The 17,014-nt window shown below is 54.1% G+C and carries 18 protein-coding genes and 1 pseudogene; 17 read left to right on the top strand and 2 right to left on the bottom strand.

Going from position 1 to position 17,014, the window contains the following annotated elements:
* From vgrG to ACMA5I_RS10945, 10 genes are all read left to right on the top strand, one after another.
* The coding region (gene vgrG, locus ACMA5I_RS10900; protein ID WP_525886300.1) for a type VI secretion system tip protein VgrG at positions 1 to 906 on the top strand (906 nt) is incomplete at its 5' end.
* Between the two features lie 344 nt (positions 907 to 1,250).
* Positions 1,251 to 2,417 (top strand): hypothetical protein, encoded by a 1,167-nt coding sequence (locus ACMA5I_RS10905; protein ID WP_525886301.1) that lies wholly within the window; start codon positions 1,251 to 1,253, stop codon positions 2,415 to 2,417.
* Positions 2,418 to 3,114: 697 nt separating this feature from the next.
* A complete protein-coding gene (locus tag ACMA5I_RS10910; protein WP_525886302.1) occupies positions 3,115 to 3,411 on the top strand; it encodes a PAAR domain-containing protein in 297 nt (98 codons plus the stop codon).
* A gap of 26 nt (positions 3,412 to 3,437) precedes the next feature.
* Entirely contained in the window at positions 3,438 to 3,941 is a 504-nt protein-coding gene (locus ACMA5I_RS10915) for a DUF2169 domain-containing protein (protein WP_525886527.1), read from the top strand.
* Positions 3,938 to 4,369, top strand: a complete 432-nt coding sequence (locus ACMA5I_RS10920; protein ID WP_525886303.1) for a PAAR-like domain-containing protein — start codon at positions 3,938 to 3,940, stop codon at positions 4,367 to 4,369. Before ACMA5I_RS10915 ends, ACMA5I_RS10920 begins: the two co-directional genes overlap by 4 nt.
* A gap of 83 nt (positions 4,370 to 4,452) precedes the next feature.
* On the top strand, positions 4,453 to 4,872 hold the full coding sequence (locus ACMA5I_RS10925; RefSeq protein WP_525886304.1) for a hypothetical protein: 420 nt from the start codon (positions 4,453 to 4,455) through the stop codon (positions 4,870 to 4,872).
* 442 nt (positions 4,873 to 5,314) lie between these two features.
* Entirely contained in the window at positions 5,315 to 5,947 is a 633-nt protein-coding gene (locus tag ACMA5I_RS10930; protein ID WP_525886305.1) for a hypothetical protein, read from the top strand.
* Between the two features lie 155 nt (positions 5,948 to 6,102).
* Complete coding sequence (locus ACMA5I_RS10935; protein WP_525886306.1) at positions 6,103 to 7,068, top strand: hypothetical protein; 966 nt, start codon at positions 6,103 to 6,105, stop codon at positions 7,066 to 7,068.
* 9 nt (positions 7,069 to 7,077) lie between these two features.
* Positions 7,078 to 7,557, top strand: coding sequence for a hypothetical protein (locus tag ACMA5I_RS10940; protein WP_525886307.1), 480 nt, complete (start codon positions 7,078 to 7,080; stop codon positions 7,555 to 7,557).
* A gap of 105 nt (positions 7,558 to 7,662) precedes the next feature.
* The gene (locus ACMA5I_RS10945) at positions 7,663 to 8,067 is read left to right on the top strand and encodes a hypothetical protein (protein ID WP_525886308.1); all 405 of its coding nucleotides are present in this window, start codon (positions 7,663 to 7,665) and stop codon (positions 8,065 to 8,067) included.
* Positions 8,068 to 8,173: 106 nt separating this feature from the next.
* On the opposite strand, the gene relB is transcribed toward ACMA5I_RS10945, so the two are convergent.
* Complete coding sequence (relB, locus tag ACMA5I_RS10950; RefSeq protein ID WP_525886309.1) at positions 8,174 to 8,440, bottom strand: type II toxin-antitoxin system RelB family anti-toxin; 267 nt, start codon at positions 8,438 to 8,440, stop codon at positions 8,174 to 8,176.
* 176 nt (positions 8,441 to 8,616) lie between these two features.
* Here relB and ACMA5I_RS10955 point away from each other — a divergent pair, with 176 nt between their 5' ends.
* The 3 genes and pseudogenes from ACMA5I_RS10955 (at position 8,617) to ACMA5I_RS10965 (ending at position 11,366) form a co-directional block, all read left to right on the top strand.
* Positions 8,617 to 8,943 (top strand): hypothetical protein, encoded by a 327-nt coding sequence (locus tag ACMA5I_RS10955; protein ID WP_525886310.1) that lies wholly within the window; start codon positions 8,617 to 8,619, stop codon positions 8,941 to 8,943.
* 56 nt (positions 8,944 to 8,999) lie between these two features.
* Positions 9,000 to 10,159 (top strand): annotated as a pseudogene (locus tag ACMA5I_RS10960) (IS3 family transposase).
* A gap of 304 nt (positions 10,160 to 10,463) precedes the next feature.
* Positions 10,464 to 11,366 carry a hypothetical protein gene (locus tag ACMA5I_RS10965; RefSeq protein WP_525886311.1) on the top strand — a complete coding sequence of 301 codons (903 nt, stop codon included), beginning with the start codon at positions 10,464 to 10,466 and terminating at the stop codon, positions 11,364 to 11,366.
* A gap of 6 nt (positions 11,367 to 11,372) precedes the next feature.
* Here the strand turns inward: ACMA5I_RS10965 and ACMA5I_RS10970 are convergent, their stop codons facing one another.
* Entirely contained in the window at positions 11,373 to 12,281 is a 909-nt protein-coding gene (locus ACMA5I_RS10970; RefSeq protein WP_525886312.1) for an EamA family transporter, read from the bottom strand.
* 146 nt (positions 12,282 to 12,427) lie between these two features.
* Between ACMA5I_RS10970 and ACMA5I_RS10975 the strand changes: the two genes are divergently transcribed.
* The 4 genes from ACMA5I_RS10975 (at position 12,428) to ACMA5I_RS10990 (ending at position 16,953) form a co-directional block, all read left to right on the top strand.
* Positions 12,428 to 13,594, top strand: coding sequence for a phosphoserine transaminase (locus ACMA5I_RS10975; protein WP_525886313.1), 1,167 nt, complete (start codon positions 12,428 to 12,430; stop codon positions 13,592 to 13,594).
* Positions 13,595 to 13,649: 55 nt separating this feature from the next.
* The gene (serA, locus tag ACMA5I_RS10980; RefSeq protein ID WP_525886314.1) at positions 13,650 to 15,242 is read left to right on the top strand and encodes a phosphoglycerate dehydrogenase; all 1,593 of its coding nucleotides are present in this window, start codon (positions 13,650 to 13,652) and stop codon (positions 15,240 to 15,242) included.
* Between the two features lie 123 nt (positions 15,243 to 15,365).
* Positions 15,366 to 16,028, top strand: coding sequence for a hypothetical protein (locus ACMA5I_RS10985; protein WP_525886315.1), 663 nt, complete (start codon positions 15,366 to 15,368; stop codon positions 16,026 to 16,028).
* Positions 16,029 to 16,281: 253 nt separating this feature from the next.
* Positions 16,282 to 16,953, top strand: coding sequence for a hypothetical protein (locus ACMA5I_RS10990; RefSeq protein WP_525886316.1), 672 nt, complete (start codon positions 16,282 to 16,284; stop codon positions 16,951 to 16,953).
* Positions 16,954 to 17,014: the final 61 nt, after the last annotated feature.

Consider the following 17,014-nt stretch of genomic DNA (forward strand, 5'->3'; position numbering starts at 1 on the left):
TGGGTGCGGGTGAGCCAGAACTGGGCCGGGGCTGGCTGGGGCGGTCAGGTGATCCCGCGCATCGGTATGGAGGTGATGGTGAGTTACCTCGACGGCGATCCGGATCGGCCCGTGGTGACAGGCGTGGTGCCGAATGAGGCGCAGAAGGTGCCCTATGAGCTGCCCGCGAATAAGACGCGATCGACGTTTAGAACGAATACCCATAGGGGGCAATATTATGGCTTTAATGAACTGCGTTTGGAAGACCGAGAAAGGAATGAAGAGATTTTTATTCGAGCGCAGAAAGATCTCAATACGAAGGTGAAACATAACCGAACCGATTTGACTGACCGCCACTCGCTCGAAGCGACCTTCGGAAAGTCCATCCGACGAATAGGTGATGACGAACTCGTTAGCATCGGAGGGGGCTTTGCCATTGAGGTATCTTCTAACGAATTCGCTCGCCGTCTCACGGAGAGCTCTCGAAAACGGACCGATAACCTATCGTCGCTTTACTCAAAGTTTGAGCATGCTCTAGAGTCGCCGGGAACAGGCAATATGCTTCTCGACATTGAAGGAAGTATGTCCATCAATACTGGAGAAAATCGCACGATCCGAGTTGGGGGCGTCGAGAATAAGAACGTTACAGGGGTCTCGACTCATCGATCGAGTGGTGGCTTCCAGATCAATACCCCGCGCAAGTACTCCGTTGACGCGAACTCAACGCTTTTGAACAGTGCTAAAACCCTGACCCTCTCAGTAGGAACCGCCCGAGTAACACTGCGCTCAGACGGAACTGCAACAATCTATGCCGACCAGATTACTTATGTTTCTAAGGGCGAAATGAACTTGGAAGCCAAGGGCAACATGCGCTTGACAGCAGGTGGATCGGTCACAATCAAAGGCAAGAAGATCGATCTGAACTAATGATAGACAGAAACAAACCATTTCAATGCGATGTCTGTGACACCGAAGGGTTGCCCCCAGTATCAGCCTATGATGGGAAGCGTATTCCCGACATACCAAACGTAATTGAATGCGAAAACTGCGGGGCCGAGCATCGACTACGCAAAACAGTTCTGGCGACGGTCCAGCTGCGTAGCAATTTCTGGGAAGACTGGGTTTCGCCAAACCTAACCGCAGTCATTCTCACGCTTGGGCTCGCACTGATTCCGCTTTATGCGTTTTATCTGATCTCGAAGCTCGTCGGGCATCTACTCGGCCGGTTCTTTCATCTTTCAATTTACAAGCGGCCTTAGGGGGATAATGACATGCAGGATGGCTATATATCCGAGGACGGTGAATACAAGACGGGATCCCCGGGCATCTTCGGATCTCCGGTGCTCGTTCGTGAGGGGGACGAGGATTTTGCCGAGGTCGTATCGGGGTCTACCGAAAGATTGTTCATGTATGGACGCACACACTCGGAAGTATTTCAGGAGTTTCTTAGCCAGCTGACAACACCTGAAGCGATCACGCAGTTTGGGCGCGGCTTTATATCATACCCTGACGATATCAGGTGGTTCCTTTACGGCGTTGCGGCCTATGCAAACCTTTTGGGGCCGGAGGCGAAGGGGCGAAACACTGAAACATTTCAACGCGTTTCTCAAGTCTTTGGAGGCGACGGAACGCCGTCAGCGCGCATGAAGTCCGCAGTTCTGTTCGGAGCGTATCTGAATCATACCCTTATGCGGAACGCTGCTGGCTTTTCGGGGCGTCTGGTGGGTGGCTTCACAACGAAACTTGTTCTGCAGATTGCCGCGAATCGATTCGGTGTTGGTTTCCTGAACCCTCAAGCTTATTGGCTGGAACGGAATCTCCCTTTTTTTCTAAGACCAATGTTTCTGATCGTAACGGCGGGATCGGTCGTAAGACTTGCTGAGAAGCATTTTGATCAGTACGGAGATTTGCAGAGTATGAGTCTGACCGACATACTCGTATCAGCGACAACAGGTCAGGACACGCCTGGAGACGGTGTGCGCTTCACGCAACAAACGGGCGCGGATCTGGCCAACAAATTGTCAAACGCATTGATGTTCTGCGACGCCGACATTCGCGAGGCCAACGATGTATCCTTTGGGGAGGGAACAGTTCGAGCGGATAGACTGACGCAAGAAATTGGTGAGCTACGATCACAAGCGTTTTCAATCGCGTCTGATCTGAGGTATGCATCCAATGACGACGAATTCTTTGATGCGATTGTTCGCGCGCATAACATTGCCGTAAAGGCACGACTTATGGGATGCGCTCACAATGGCTTGGAGACTTTCATAATTCTAATGGACCAGACTCTCATTTCTTGTATGAGCCTCCTACTGGAAGGTCTTAACGCAATATTGGAGTCGCAATCTGGGCATTACGAATACTGGAATATCGTCATACAGGACTTTGAAAATTTTAAAAACCTAAACAACCCTGAATATATTGAAGAAAATTAAAAATATTGTCCGATAAATTAATTCAGAAGTGGATTATCATCCCGAAGGTAGGCCACAAACTGGGATATATTGTCCGGAAAATTGGAGGATCAGCGATGGCGGAAAATCGTTGGAAATTCTAGCGCTATAGATTTAACCCCGGATCAAATAAAAGAATTTATGGAAACTTCGGAAAATTGCGGACTAGCCGATGAGTAAATACTTGCAGAACTTGAAGTTATGTCTTTTTTATTGATTTATACACCACTTTTTTCAACTACATACGGTGGTTGTTCATGCGTAATTTTATGTACTATCTATACAGGTTAATATTCGTCTATACCCCAATGGGGGCAGCGCCAACAGCTGGAATTTTTGTGCTTTTTTATTGGGGATGGATTCAGTTTTTTATGTTCGTGGGAGCGTGTTTGATCATTTCGGTAATAGCGGAAGCTTCACGAGGACGGGTTGCGAAAATCTTGGGCGTGAGAGATGATGATTCCGTGTAAAAACTCACTAAATTGCACCTATATTTTTCGTTGTTTTGGCTGTGCAGAGCTATTTTGTGTGGCCTTAAGTGCTTCGTGCATCGCTCTTACTGGAACGTGTCGGAGTAGCGGTTTTAAAATTGATGGGACTATATATAAATCATTCAGGCGACCATGAATCTGGCTCGCGATATAAAGTAGCGCTAAATCTTCGAGATGGAGACGGATTAATGCCCTCAGCATGCCGCAAAACAGACATTGGCGCAGGCCATGACAAATGCCCGGACAGTCCGGCGATTGCGGGAAGCCCGGATGTGGAGGTGAATGGCCTTCCGGCGCTTCGTGTTGGCGATGCGCTGGAGGTGCATGGCTGCTCCAGGCATAAGCCGCATGGCAGGGCGGTTGATGCGGGATCTGCGACGGTTTTCGTCAATGGCAAACCGCTCGCGCGAGTTGGCGATGCGATAGATTGCGGCGGCGAAATGGCACAAGGCTCGCCTGACGTGTTTGCGGATGATAATCTCTGAAAAACGCGACCGCCGAGCATGTTCCGATCTCCCTCGACCTTAAAGCTCCATCCGCGCCGCAAGGATACGGGCCGATCCCGCCCTGGTGGCAGGCGCGTAGTCAGTATGCGGGCACTTATGATGAGAGCTGGGAAGTATCGCGAAGTCCGCGCCTTCCAGAGGATTTCGATTACCGTTTCTATCAGGTGGTCCATCCCAATCTGATTTTGAAAAATTACCTCAAGCCGCAGCAGAATATCCGCATGGTTGGTCTGGTGCCGGGTTGCCAATATCTTGATGTTTCGCTTCCGGACATCGCGCCCTGGGCCAAGTTCTCCTTCAATGATGGCCGCGAGGTCAATGTCTGTTTGAACTGTGATGGCCTTCATCTCGATATGCGTGAAGATGTCTGGTGGCTTGACCTGACATGGCGCTGCTGGATGGAGATCTGCCCAGCCTTTTATCGCGTTGACCTGTATGAAAGGCAGACTGCCCCGGAACAGGACATGGTTTGGTCAGCGCAGGATCACCTTACGACGGAGGCCCCATGAGTATCCCGCGCGAAGGCAGCCGCGACACAGGCAAAGGGATTATCATTTCCCTGACGCCGGATGTGTGCCGCACGCCTGTTGGCAACTCGACGCCCGCCATTCCCTATTCCGTCTACCCAATACAGGAGGAGGACGCCAATACCTGTGCCACAGTTCGGATGACGGGTCAGCGCGCGCACAACCTGGGGTCTCTAGTCACGCAGACCCATGGCGATGAGCCGGGCCGGGCGCTTGGCGTGCGGTCGGGCACGGTTGGCGCGGCGGTTGAGCCCAAGGGGCATTCCTCAACGGTGCGGTTCGAGGGTAAATGGGCCGTGCGTCATGGCGATGAATGGTGGATGAACAGCCGCAACACAGTCGGCAAGCTACAATGGGTTGAGAGCACGGAAATGTTAGCGGCCACTCCTGCGATTGAGTTGACGCATTAGCCAGAGAGCCAGCTTTCAAAGGACTCCATTGCTGGTTTGGCAGAGGTTCGCGCTGCAATTGCCGCTATGCTCAAGGCCAAATTATGAACACTGCATCGATTCCCTATCCTATCGAAGCTGAAGTCGCAGATTTTGTTCGTCGGAATCTGGCCAATAGGATTGGGCGCATCCCTGCACTTAGATCGACCACGGCAAATCCCATAATCTTAGCAATAACGCTGGCTTTGATCCCGACGGCGGCGGGCCAGAATTCAGATATGGCAGACCCGAGTGAATGGCTGTCGCAAAGCCAACGGGACTGGGCAATAGCGCAAAGCGATTTGCATAATTTGCCCGATGGCTGGCTGGAGCAAAGCCTTGCAAATTATCACCCCCATCAGTTGACTCAGGATCCAAATTACATCCTGACTGAGCAGGATTACAATCAGGTTCTGGAGGAGACGCTCCAGCAGGCCCAATCCTCCGGGGTAATCGCCGCGGCCCCAAGCGGGCCCTACAGATAACAACGTGCGGATCACAGGCACTCTCGCGACTACGCTTGGAGCCTGTGCTGCTCTTGCCTGTCCGCCTAAAATTGGGAAATATCGCGGTGGAGCGCATGGCTGTACACGCCAGCCCACTGGAGACGGACTGGATAGTCACCATATGCCCGCAGATTCCGTTACGGTCATGCAACCCGCAATGGGTCCGGCGATACAGATGGAGCCTTCGGATCACCGTGCGACTTCATCTTACGGCGCGCGACGCGGAGACCCCAGATACGCCGCTCAAACAGCTTTGGTGGCGAATGGTAATGCAGTGGGTGCGCTCATGATGGATGTTCGCGAAGTGAGAAGTATCGCTGCATCGGCGGGCGACCCGACGAGATACGAGGCGGCGATTGCACTGACGCTTCTATATGCTAGATGCCTTCAGGGTGCCGATTTGTTGAGATAGGGAAATTCTATGGAAGATCAAGATTGGACACTTAAACCTCTGATTGGGCTTGGGACTGTGGCGTTTGGCCGGACATTATCGGAGTTCGAAGTCAATCAACAAGGTTTTGGTCCGATTGAACGTAAGGTGGATCGTGGAGGAATATTCTCAGTTGATCAGATGCCTGAGTCCGAAATTCGCGAATTGATAGAAGTGATGGGCGAAGATGGTGCAAAGGAAGTTCTAGATAGCATGAGGCAGGCTGATTCTAACCTTACTGGCTTGGTTGACGTCTTTCTGCCGAATGGGCTTCGGGCTAGCTTTCTGAACGGCGCGTTATTTTCATTTCAAGTTGACTATAATGCTGAACGTCTCCAGTACGACGAGCATGAGTTTTTCAGATCTGATCCCCTACCTGCTTTGATTGCTCTGCAAAATGCAAATGATGAGCCTGCGTTTGTCGAGGAAAATAGTCTATGGTTCGATAAACTCAAAGTTCACGTGTTCGGCTTTCTCGAACTGAATGCAAGCGGTCATCTGGTACGGCGCGTGACCAGCGATGAGCAAGGTGGTGATCGAGCCGTTGCTTGGGGAACTGAAATACTGATAGAGGCCAACGCCTTGGCTAATTATAGGCCGATGACTATTCCTAGCACGCTATAATTTCCAGATAATCTATGACTGATCAACTTGCCGTAGTTGCGAGTAAGTTGGATGCTTTGACGGTCCCGTCAGTCAGGGCATGTTTACAGCGATTGAAATAAAAATGGATAGGATGGCGTATATCTAATCAATAAGATCAGTTTTTGGAGGGTGATTTGCGGCTAAGTTCGATACGAGAATTTGATATAGGTATAGGCAAGGGACGTTTTAGGCAAACGACTGGCTGTATCTTGGGGCCAGATCTATATTACGCGACGCTACGCCCAGAGGGCGCAGAACCCAATGACGGAGAAGATATACTGGTTCTTCGAGATGATCGGTTTGGAGAGGGGTTTCAGAAAGTCGATCTCGATATGCAATGGCCTGCGGCTATGATTGGTGGAGGACTTCTCGAAGATCGCGCCAACGCGATCTTATTGCTTCATGAGGGGTATGTTCTGTTCATACGTGACGGCCATATCGATATTGAAAAAATACCAGATGTTGGGAATTTTTCTGATAATCCAAATGATTTCGGCGACGTTTCTGCGATGGCCATTCATGATGGTAAGCTTTTCGTTGCCGGAAGTGATGGGCGCATTTTCTCGCGGATAGGCGTTTCTGAATGGATTACTTTGCTAGATGGAGATGAAAACAGCGAAGTTTTCTTTACGACAATTTGTATTGATGGTGCTGGCGGTATCGTAGCGGCGGGTGAGAAAGATTATAGAGGCGTAATCTTGGAATACGCCGTCAATGGGCAGGCAAAATGGATCGATACAGGATCGCAATCACTTATTGCCTCAACAATAGATGGGCAGGGTCGAATATGGCTTTGCGGATGGTCTGGCGCGCTTTGGTTCGGAGATGTGGAAAACGGTATGCATAGTATGCCGGTCCGAGTAGAGGGTGATTTTGTTGCGATTGGTCACCACGCTAACACTTTATTCATTGCTGGTTCAGGCACAAATTTATGGAAACTGGAAGAGGATGAAATCCGCGAAGTATCAGCCCCTCTTGGAAGTGCTCCGCTTGCCGTGATTTCTTTTGAGAATATGGATTTGGGGCTGAGTGCTCAAGGTGAGAATGGTTTTGGGGTTTTTGACGGTATGCAGTGGAACCGAATTAATGTTCCATGGTAAATTTATTTAATGGATATCGGAAGAATTACGCAATTCAGTTCAGGCCGTGAGTTAGAGCCATTAAGGCAAATAGTCGGCACAGCGCTCTCACCTCAAAAATTTTACGCTGCTGTTTGTCCGAAAAATTCTGTTCCAAATGATGGTGAGCAGCGACTCTTGATCCGTGATGATGCTTTTGGGCAGGGGGTGCTTCAAAGCGATATAGGATTTTCCTTCCCGACAGATTTCATATCCGGAAGAACATTGGCGGATCCTATGGATGCAATGTTGCTAGACCAAGATGGATATATCCTATTCATCCGATCGGGCCAGGTGAAAATCGAAAAAATACCGGGAATAGGGAATGAAACGGGAAATGAGTTCGATTTCGGGTCCGCGGGAAAATTAGCCATTTTTGATGGTGATTTATGGGCAACCGCCTCTCAGGATCGGATCTTTCGGAGAACTGCCGACTCAAAATGGGCGTTGGTTGCGCCTGCACTTCAGTAGTCAAGAAATACTGAAATAGAGGACTTAATATTTCTTGATGGCCTTGCTTGCTCACCTGACGGCACCATCGTCGCGATTGGATATAAGGACTATAATCCAATTATATTGGCAGGAGCTCTAGAAAGCGAATTTACCTACCACATTCTTCAGGGTGGGTGTCTGACCGGTGTCGCCACAGGAGCTTCTGGTGAGTTTTGGATTTCAGCGTGGGGCGGCGATGTTTGGTGTGGGGTGCCTCATACAGGTTTTCGTAGAGCTACTTCTGAAGGCGTGAGGCAAGATTTTAATGCTGTAGGTGTATTTGAGAGTGAAGTATTTCTTGCAGCGCCCAGTGGCCAAACTTTTTTATTAAATGACGGGGATTTGATATTTGTAGAAACAAATGATCTCAAAGAACATTTTACCGTTATGGGCTTTCAGAATCATGGAGAAATTTTATTGGCTCAGGGTATTAACGGATTCGCGCTATACGATGGAATTCGCTGGAATTATATAGAGGTCCCTTGGTAGATAGTTTTGATATACTTAATATGTATAGTTTAAATAAGAAATTTTCTGAAACATTGCGTGTCCGAGTGGATTAAGAGCGTTTCGGGCAGACATTTGGATTATTAAATTAATGTTCAGTGTCAGGTTTCGCACTCTGCGAGTGTTCACATATTCGGGCGATCACATCGCTGGGATCGTTTCCCGATATTTGCATATACTCAATAAACTCTGGCACATCGAGTCTCCGCTCACCTGTTTCTATCTTCGCCACATAAGAATATGGCCGCCCAAGCCGCTCCGCCAATTCCCTTTGTGTCAGTCCCTTTTCGGCGCGTATCTCCTTGAGAACATGCATCATTGCGGTGTGAAGCGGTGAGCGAAGCGATTTCGGCATGATGATGACCCCTGATTAGACCTTGCGCCGATAAACCTTGATCGAAATGCGCCCATTTTAGGAGCAGATGTTTCGTTGCAAATCGGAGGAGAAACGTCTTCTGCTCCGCCCATGGTCCGGGACGGCGTTTGGTGAGCCGCACACGGGCATTCACATATACGATAAAGGAGCATGCTATGCAGCAGTTCGCGATCATCGCGTCCGTCGCGGCTTTGTGCGCGTTCGCGCACCCATCCTATGCGGAAGAAGCGCGCTACTATCAATCCGACCTGGCCGAGTGCGGAAACAATAAGGTTCGTTTCATCGTGCGGTTTACGGACGGAGATGCGCCGACGATTGGCGTTCAGGGTTTCGAAATTCAGCGCACCGGCGGTAAGGACTTTAAGTTTAAAGATAGCCTCCCTGGCGCGCTGCCTGAAGGCATTGGGCCCGATGAAAAGCTGCGGCTGCAATATCTTGTCTCTACTGACCTGCCACGGGATTTTCCCTCCAAATGCAATTAGAGTCCGACCCAAGTTGAGGACGGACAATGAAACGAACGAGATTTACGGACGAGTAGATCATCAGCATTCTGGCTGAGCATGAGGCCGGTGCGAAGTGCGCTGATCTGTGCCGCAAGCACGGCATGTCGGAAGGCAGCTTCTACAACTGGAAGGCCAAGTTCGGCGGCATGACGGTTTCGGAGGTGAAACGGCTGAAGGCGCTCGAGGATGAGACCGCGAAGCTGAAGAAGCTGCTGGCCGAACAGATGCTTGATCTGGCGGCAATGAAGGACACCTGGTTTCAAAAAAGTGGTAAGGCCCGCCGTGAAGCGCGAAGCCGTCGCATATCTGCAGGCCGAACATGGCCTGTCGGAACGACGGGCCTGCCTCATCGTCGGCGCCGATCGGAAGATGATCCGCTATCGGTCACAACGCTCGCCCGACACGCAATTGCGCGGACGGCTGCGAGAGCTCGCCAACGAACGGCGTCGGTTCGACTATCGACGCCTGTTCATCCTGTTGTGACGCGAGGGCGAGCCTTCCGGGATCAATCGGATCTACCGTTTGTATCGCGAGGAGGGCTGACGGTGCGCAAACGGAAGGCTCGGCGCAAGGCGATCGGGACACGGGCGCCGATCTTGGTCGAGGCGCGGCCCAATGCACGCTGTCGCTGGATTTCGTCCATGATCAGTTTGCCAACGGCCAGCGTTTCCGAGTGCTGAACGTGGTCGACGATGTCACCCGTGAATGCCTGGCCGCCATCCCGGATAGCCCGATCTCGGTGCGGCGGGTGGCACGGGAGTTGAACGCTCTGATCGAACGGCGTGGTCGGCCCGGTATGATCGTATCAGACAATGGCACGGAGCTGACCTCGAATGCCATCCTGCGGTGGTGTTCCGAGCACCGGATCGCGTGGCATTACATCGCGCCAAGGAAACCCATGCAGAATGGCTTCGTGGAGAGTTTCAACGGACGGATGCGGGACGAGTTGCTCAATGTGACCATGTTCCGCAATCTGGCTCACGCTCGCGCCGTCATCGCGGCTTGGGTGACCGACGACAATACCGAACGCCCGCATTCGGCCTTGGGTTATCAGACCCCGGTCGACTATGCGCGCACCCTAACCACCGCAATCGCCCGCCCCGATGCGCTACATGAAAGCTCCGCGCGTCGGGCGATTGCTCAATCCGCGCCGATTGGCGTAAATAGCAACCGGACTCCAGTTGCCCCTGGATGAAAGTTCAGTGGCAGGTCAGGGCAAAATGGACAAGCGTCTGCACAAACCGTCGTAACTACATGATTTTTGGTTAGGCAATGGTCAATTTATGGGTGTTCTTACACGAGGCCTCAGGCGGCCTCGACAACCGGCGAGAAAGAACCGAGCAGTACAACACTAGAGCGCCTTCGGGCGCTCTTTTTTCGTGTGCGGCGACTGATATGGTTAAAATCGGTTGAAGCTCAAACCTGCCTCCGATACGTCTGATTTAAGTGTAACAAAATGAACATAGACGAATATGCGTACCTGTTTTTTACATCTTGGAATGCCCAAAACCGGATCGACGTCCATTCAAGACGCGTTCTATGGCTACGCTGATAAAAATCTCAGATATGCAGACCTTCAACCGCGAAATCACGGATTTAACTTAGCAGCCGCGTTTTCGCGAGATCCGTCCAAGCACCCCGAATTTCGGTGGCGAGAAGTGTCTCGCGCGCAGAGCGAAGCAAGGGCGCTCAAGATGAGATCGGATATCGAGAAAGCGTGTAAGGATAAAAGAAGCGTCATTTTTTCCGGCGAGTCGGTGATCGATCACCTAGATCCAACCGAGATTGCCGATCTCGTTTCATTCATGGACAAGCGTTTCGATAAAGTTGTCGCGATACTCTATGTGCGTCCGCTCGCCCAGCTTGTGTCAAGCCAGTTGCAGCAGCGTCTAAAAATGCGGATGCAAAACTTTTCGATGCCTGCCCCGCATTATCGCCGTCGTTTCGAACCGGTTATTAACGCTGTCGGCTTGGACAACACAACGCTCATCCGATTTGACCGTGCAAGCCTTATCGACGGCGATGTCGTCAAAGATTTCGCGCATCGTGTCGGTGCTGAAAATGTTCCAGAAGGGACGACCGACTCGAACGAGTCATTTTCCGCCGAGGCCCTAGGTGCGCTTTATGCTTTCAATCATTACACCGGCCCCTATCTACCGGAGAAAATGCGCACGCAAATAACACGCGACATGCGCGATGCGCTTCAGAATGTCGGGGAGACCAAATTTGGCTTGTCTCCAAAATTGATCAAGCAACATCTCGAGAACTATGCGGAAGACGTTGCTTGGATGGAAGATATCTGCGGATTTGACGTTAAAGGTGAAGTCAAATCTGTGGATAAACCTGTGCGCGGTGCAGGTCATCTGCTGAAAATCGCTTCACTGGGGATCAAGAGCCACTGAAGCGTTTTAGCGTCTGGCACGGCGCAGTCGGAGCTGCGCCACGGCGACACCGGCGAGGATCAGCGCAAGGGCGGTGACGAAGGTCGGGGGGATGGGCTCGCTCAGGATCACGGCGCCGAAGACGACCGCCCAGATCGGGACGATATAGTTCACATAGGCGACGAAACTCGGGCCGACGCGTTTGATGAGGGTCACCAGCAGGAACACCGCCATGGCCGTTGGCAGAAAGGACAGCCAGAGAATCGCGAGGGCGGAGGCAGTGGTCGGCATGGCGGGGATGCCTTCGACAACAAGCGCGACCGGCAGGATCCCGGCGCTGGCGCAGATGAGGCTCGTTGCGGAGAGGCGCAGCATCGGCATGGTCGGCATCCGGCGCGCCATGATCGCGGCGACCGCGTAGCAGCAGGCGGCGAGCATGATCGCGAGCCGGCCCCAGAGCAGCATTGGCCCGCCTTGCGCCGCGAGGATGCCGCGCGGGTCGATCAGCACCACTGTGCCGATAAAGCCGATGAAAAAGCCGAGCGCCTTGCGCCGCGTGATCTGATCGCCGGGCACGAGAAAATGCGCGAGCGGCAGGATAATGAGCGGCGTCACGGACATGGCGACGCCCGCGAAGGACGAGGTCGCATAGCTTTGGCCCCAGGCGATGAGACCGAAGGGCAGGGCGTTTTGCACCAGCCCGAGCGGCAGGACGGCTTTCCATTGCGCGCGGCCCTCATCCGAAAAATCGGGCAATCCCGCCCCGGTGGCATAGGCGGCGATGGTCAACACCATCGCCCCGATGGTTATGCGGGCCGCGGCGATCCAGAGCGGCGCGACCGATTGCAGCGCCACTTCGATCGCCATGAAAGACGAGCCGAAGCAGAAGGTTACGACAAGAAGCAACATCCAGTCGGTCAGCGCAGGCCGCGTCATATTCCGGTTCCTTTCAAACTCTCTCCTCTCCCCATAAGGAGTATTGACGGGAATCGTCCAGAGGCATATTCGATCTCTGGGCGCGTCGCCGGACTAGGGCGAGCGGTGGCGGGCTCAGCGAAATCGCCCTGACGTCGGAGCCGTTTATGAGCCTCCCCCAAAAGCCGCAGGCTGTGCCTGCGCGTGCTGAATTTTCCTCTGGTCCCTGTCCAAAGCGCCCCGGCTGGTCGGCTGAAACCGTCGCTGGCAAAGCCTTTCTCGGCCGCTCGCATCGTGCGGCGGGCCCGAAAGCGCAGATCAAGGATGTGATCGACCGGACCGCCAAACTGCTCGATCTGCCCGAAGGCTATGTCTGCGGCATCGTGCCTGCGTCCGATACCGGCGCGTTTGAAATGGCCATGTGGTCGCTGCTCGGGCCAAAGCCGGTCGATATGCTCGTCTGGGAGAGCTTCGGCAAAGGCTGGGCGACCGATGCGACCAAGCAGTTAAAACTCGACGATTGCCGGGTGCTGGAAGCGGATTACGGGCAGATCCCTGATCTCGCGGATGTGCGGGATGACGCCGATGTGTGCTTCACCTGGAACGGCACCACCTCCGGCGCGAAGGTGCCGAATGGCGACTGGATTGCCGACAATGCCGACCGCCTCGTCCTCTGCGACGCCACCTCGGCCGTGTTCGCGCAGGATGTGGAGATTGCGAAACTCGATGTCGTCACCTTCTCCTGGCAAAAAGTGCTGGGCGGCGAGGGTGCGCATGGCGTGATCATCCTCAGCCCGCGCGCGATTGCGCGGCTGGAGAGCTTTACCCCGGATCGCCCGCTGCCGAAGATTTTCCGCATGACCAAGGGCGGCGCGCTGATCGCCGATATTTTCACCGGCGCGACCATCAACACACCCTCCATGTGGGCGGTGGCTGATTGCCTCGATGCGCTGGAGTGGGTCGAAGAGATTGGCGGCCTCGACGCGGTGAAAGCCCGTGCGAACGAGAACGCCAAGGTGCTCCAGGATTGGGTCGATCAAACCGACTGGATCGAGAATCTCGTGGCCGATCCGGCGGCGCGCTCGAACACCTCGGTGTGCCTCAAGATCGTGGACCCGGTGATCGCGTCGATGGATGACGCCGCGCAGGCGAAGCTCGCGAAACAGCTTGTCAAAACCCTCGATTCCGAGGGCGTGGCCTATGATATCGGCTCTTACCGGGATGCGCCGGCGGGTCTGCGGATCTGGTGTGGTGCGACCGTCGATGCGGCGGATCTCAAAGCGCTGACGCCGTGGCTCGACTGGGCCTTCGCGACCCTCAAAGCTGACCTCTAATTCCCTTTTCCGGGGCCGCTGTGCCCCGACTGATTTTCGCATGAAGGAGACACTCATGCCCAAAGTTCTGATTTCCGACAAACTCTCGGATGCTGCCGTCCAGATTTTCAAAGACAATGGTGTCGAGGTGGATTTCCAGCCCGACCTTGGCAAGAACCCCGAAAAACTCGCTGAGATCATTGGCAATTATGATGGCCTCGCGATCCGCTCGGCGACCAAGGTGACCGCCGATCTGATCGAGAAAGCTGACAATCTCAAGGTGGTGGGCCGCGCCGGGATCGGTGTCGACAATGTGGACATTCCCGCCGCCTCGCAAAAAGGCATCGTGGTGATGAACACGCCCTTCGGCAACTCGATCACCACCGCCGAGCACGCCATCGCGATGATGTTTGCCGTCGCCCGCCAGATCCCGGCGGCGGATGTGTCGACCCAAGGCGGCAAATGGGAAAAATCGCGCTTCATGGGGAGCGAGATCACCGGCAAGACGCTGGGTCTGATCGGCGCCGGGAATATCGGCTCGGTCGTCGCCTCCCGCGCGATTGGCCTGAAAATGAAGGTTGTCGCCTTCGATCCGTTCCTCTCCGAGGAGCGCGCGAAGGAGATGGGTGTCACCCGCGTCGATGATCTCGACGATCTTCTGGCGCAGGCGGATTTCGTGACGCTGCACCTGCCGAAAACCGAGAAAACCGCGAATATCCTCTCGGCAGAGCGGATTGCGAAGATGAAGAATGGCGCGCGTCTTGTGAACTGCGCCCGCGGCGGTCTGGTGGATGAAGCCGCCGTGGCCGAAGCGCTGAAATCCGGTCAGCTTGCGGGCGCGGCTTTCGATGTGTTCGCGCAGGAGCCGGCCAATGAGAACCCGCTTTTCGGGCTCGACAATGTGGTCTGCACCCCGCATCTGGGTGCATCGACCTCGGAAGCGCAGGAAAATGTGGCGCTTCAGGTGGCCGAGCAAATGTCGGATTACCTGATGAAAGGCGCGATCTCGAACGCGCTCAACGCGCCGTCGGTCACCGCCGAAGAAGCGCCGCTGCTCAAGCCGTGGATTGAACTTGCGGGCGTTCTCGGCAGCTTTGCCGGGCAGGTCACCGAACATGCGATCAAGGAAATCGAGATCGAATATGTGGGCGATGTCTCGGATCTGAACCTCAAGCCGCTGACCGCGACCCTGACCGCCTCGCTGCTCGTGCCGATGCTGGGGGAAGGGACCGTGAACATGGTGTCCGCGCCCTCCGCTGCCCGCGAGAAAGGCATCCATATTTCGGAAACCCGCAAGGACGCGCAGGGCGCTTACGGCTCCTATATCCGCCTCGTCGTGACGACCGAGAAGCAGACGCGCTCCATCGCGGGCACGATCTTCTCCGATGGCCGTCCGCGGATCGTGCAGATCAAGGGGATCAACCTCGAAGCCGAACCGCTCCCGCATATGCTCTACGCGATCAATAATGACGCGCCGGGCTATATCGGGGTGCTCGGCACGAAGCTCGGCGAGCTTGGCATCAACATCGCGACCTTCGCGCTCGGCCGGGCCGACAAGGGCGGCGAAGCCATCGCGCTTCTGGGTGTCGATGAAGCGATCTCAGAAGACGCGCTGAAACAGATCGCGGAACTGCCGCAGATCCGTCAGGCCAAGGCGATCCGGTTCTAAATTTCGCGCACGGGACATAACGTCTCGTCCCGCGTTAACCACATGAAAATTAAGGGCCATCATCCTGTTGCCGCAGGATGGTGGCTCTGTTATTCAAATTTTACGAAAGTTAGGGTGACTATTATGAAATTTCTGAGCACGACAGCGCTTGCGCTGCTCGCCCCGTTTGCAGTTGCGGCTGCGACGGTGAACCTCGATGCGACGGCTCCCGGCGGGAATTCCGGCCATCTCTATAACGATGCAGACGGCTTCTATCTGGACCCGACCGATGGTCCGGCCCGGAGCGCCGACATCGTGTATCTCTCGCTCAATGCGGGCACATACAACATCACCGCGACCCGCGATCTTTACGAATCGTGGAATGCCTGGCGCAACACGTCTGGCTGCGATGATGACGGTGAGAACTGCACCACCGGCTACCGCGCGTCCTTCGCTTTCTTCGCACCGGAGACCGCAACGGTCGGCGCGAATGGCAAGGTTGATTACATCAAGAACGGCGAAATCGACCTCACCAAGAGCAATCTGGTGAATTACGGCGAGAAGAGCCTGCGCGAATTCTATGAAACCGCGTCGCAGGGCTATGACGCCTTCGCCGGGATGGTGATGGCCAGCTTCACGCTCGAAAGCGCGCAGCAGATCGGCTTCTACGTCCATGATAGCTCGACCGGCGACAACCGTGGCGGCGTGTCGATCGACGTCTCCCCGGTCCCGTTGCCCGGCGGCTTCGCGCTGCTCGGCCTCGGCGTGGCTGGTCTCGCGGCCACCCGCCGCAAGAAGCGCGTCTAAACAAGTCTGCTAAATCGAAGAAAAGACGCCGAGTTTTGCGAATCGGCGTCTTCCCGTTAAAAGATGAACAGTAGTCAGGTTTATGATTCTGATATACAGTAACATTGGTTTTAAAGAAAAACGGTATTGAGTCCTAACCAATTCGTTTTTTTGGAGATTTTTTTCTTCATATTCCCCGATGGGGATATTGCGTTCCCCTGAGGGTCGTGTTACGAATAATTTTAATTAGTTTTGATTGACTATTGGGTGGGTAATGAAACTTCTGAGCACATGCGCCATCGCGGCGCTCCTTCCGGTTATGGCGTCGGCCGCAACTGTAAATCTCAATTCAACACTGGGTGGGAACGCTGGTCTCCTTTACGGGAGCGATAGCGGTTTCTATCTCGACGGGAACGACACGGATCCCTACGAGTCGAGCATCGTTTACCTGACGCTTGACGCCGGGACATACAACATCACGCCGACGCAGGATCTCTACGACTCCTGGTCGCGTTGGCCGATGTCGAGTGGCTGTAACGACGATGGTGAAGATTGCCGTCGTGGCTACAACCACACATTCTCCTATTTCATGCCTGAAACGGCGTTTTATAAGAATGACGGAAGCCGTATCTCGAACAATTTCGATGCCGAGACCAACCCTCTGCGCACCAATTTTGTGAACTACGCAGCTTATCTGACCGATCTCTTCTTTGAGACCGGCGGCCAGAGCTTTGACTCGGTTGCAGGAACGGTTATGGCGTCTTTCACGCTGGAGACCGCTCAGCAAGTTGGTTTCTATCTGCATGATAGTGTGATTGGCGACAATCGCGGCGGCGTGTCGATCAATGTGGGCAATATCGCGCCGGTGCCGCTTCCGGGTGGTTTCGCGCTGCTCGGCCTCGGCATTGCCGGGTTGGCTGCGACACGCCGGAAGGCGCGCGGCTAAGCGCCGATATTGGTTTGGTGGGAGAAGCGCCGGGCGGAATGCCCGGCGTTTTTATTTTGAG

It is taken from the genome of Jujubicoccus corallicola (assembly GCF_047345645.1).
In the GTDB taxonomy this organism is placed as follows: Bacteria; Pseudomonadota; Alphaproteobacteria; order Rhodobacterales; family Rhodobacteraceae; genus JBLEFH01.

Coding starts and splice junctions, on each gene's coding strand:
- ACMA5I_RS10965 (WP_525886311.1), top strand. CDS start 10,464: ATGCCCAAAACCGGATCGACGTCCATTCAAGACGCGTTCTATGGCTAC.
- ACMA5I_RS10930 (WP_525886305.1), top strand. CDS start 5,315: ATGGAAGATCAAGATTGGACACTTAAACCTCTGATTGGGCTTGGGACT.
- ACMA5I_RS10990 (WP_525886316.1), top strand. CDS start 16,282: ATGAAACTTCTGAGCACATGCGCCATCGCGGCGCTCCTTCCGGTTATG.
- ACMA5I_RS10905 (WP_525886301.1), top strand. CDS start 1,251: ATGCAGGATGGCTATATATCCGAGGACGGTGAATACAAGACGGGATCC.
- serA (WP_525886314.1), top strand. CDS start 13,650: ATGCCCAAAGTTCTGATTTCCGACAAACTCTCGGATGCTGCCGTCCAG.
- relB (WP_525886309.1), bottom strand. CDS start 8,440: ATGCCGAAATCGCTTCGCTCACCGCTTCACACCGCAATGATGCATGTT.
- ACMA5I_RS10985 (WP_525886315.1), top strand. CDS start 15,366: ATGAAATTTCTGAGCACGACAGCGCTTGCGCTGCTCGCCCCGTTTGCA.
- ACMA5I_RS10910 (WP_525886302.1), top strand. CDS start 3,115: ATGCCCTCAGCATGCCGCAAAACAGACATTGGCGCAGGCCATGACAAA.
- ACMA5I_RS10970 (WP_525886312.1), bottom strand. CDS start 12,281: ATGACGCGGCCTGCGCTGACCGACTGGATGTTGCTTCTTGTCGTAACC.
- ACMA5I_RS10925 (WP_525886304.1), top strand. CDS start 4,453: ATGAACACTGCATCGATTCCCTATCCTATCGAAGCTGAAGTCGCAGAT.
- ACMA5I_RS10940 (WP_525886307.1), top strand. CDS start 7,078: ATGGATATCGGAAGAATTACGCAATTCAGTTCAGGCCGTGAGTTAGAG.
- ACMA5I_RS10955 (WP_525886310.1), top strand. CDS start 8,617: ATGCAGCAGTTCGCGATCATCGCGTCCGTCGCGGCTTTGTGCGCGTTC.
- ACMA5I_RS10975 (WP_525886313.1), top strand. CDS start 12,428: ATGAGCCTCCCCCAAAAGCCGCAGGCTGTGCCTGCGCGTGCTGAATTT.
- ACMA5I_RS10920 (WP_525886303.1), top strand. CDS start 3,938: ATGAGTATCCCGCGCGAAGGCAGCCGCGACACAGGCAAAGGGATTATC.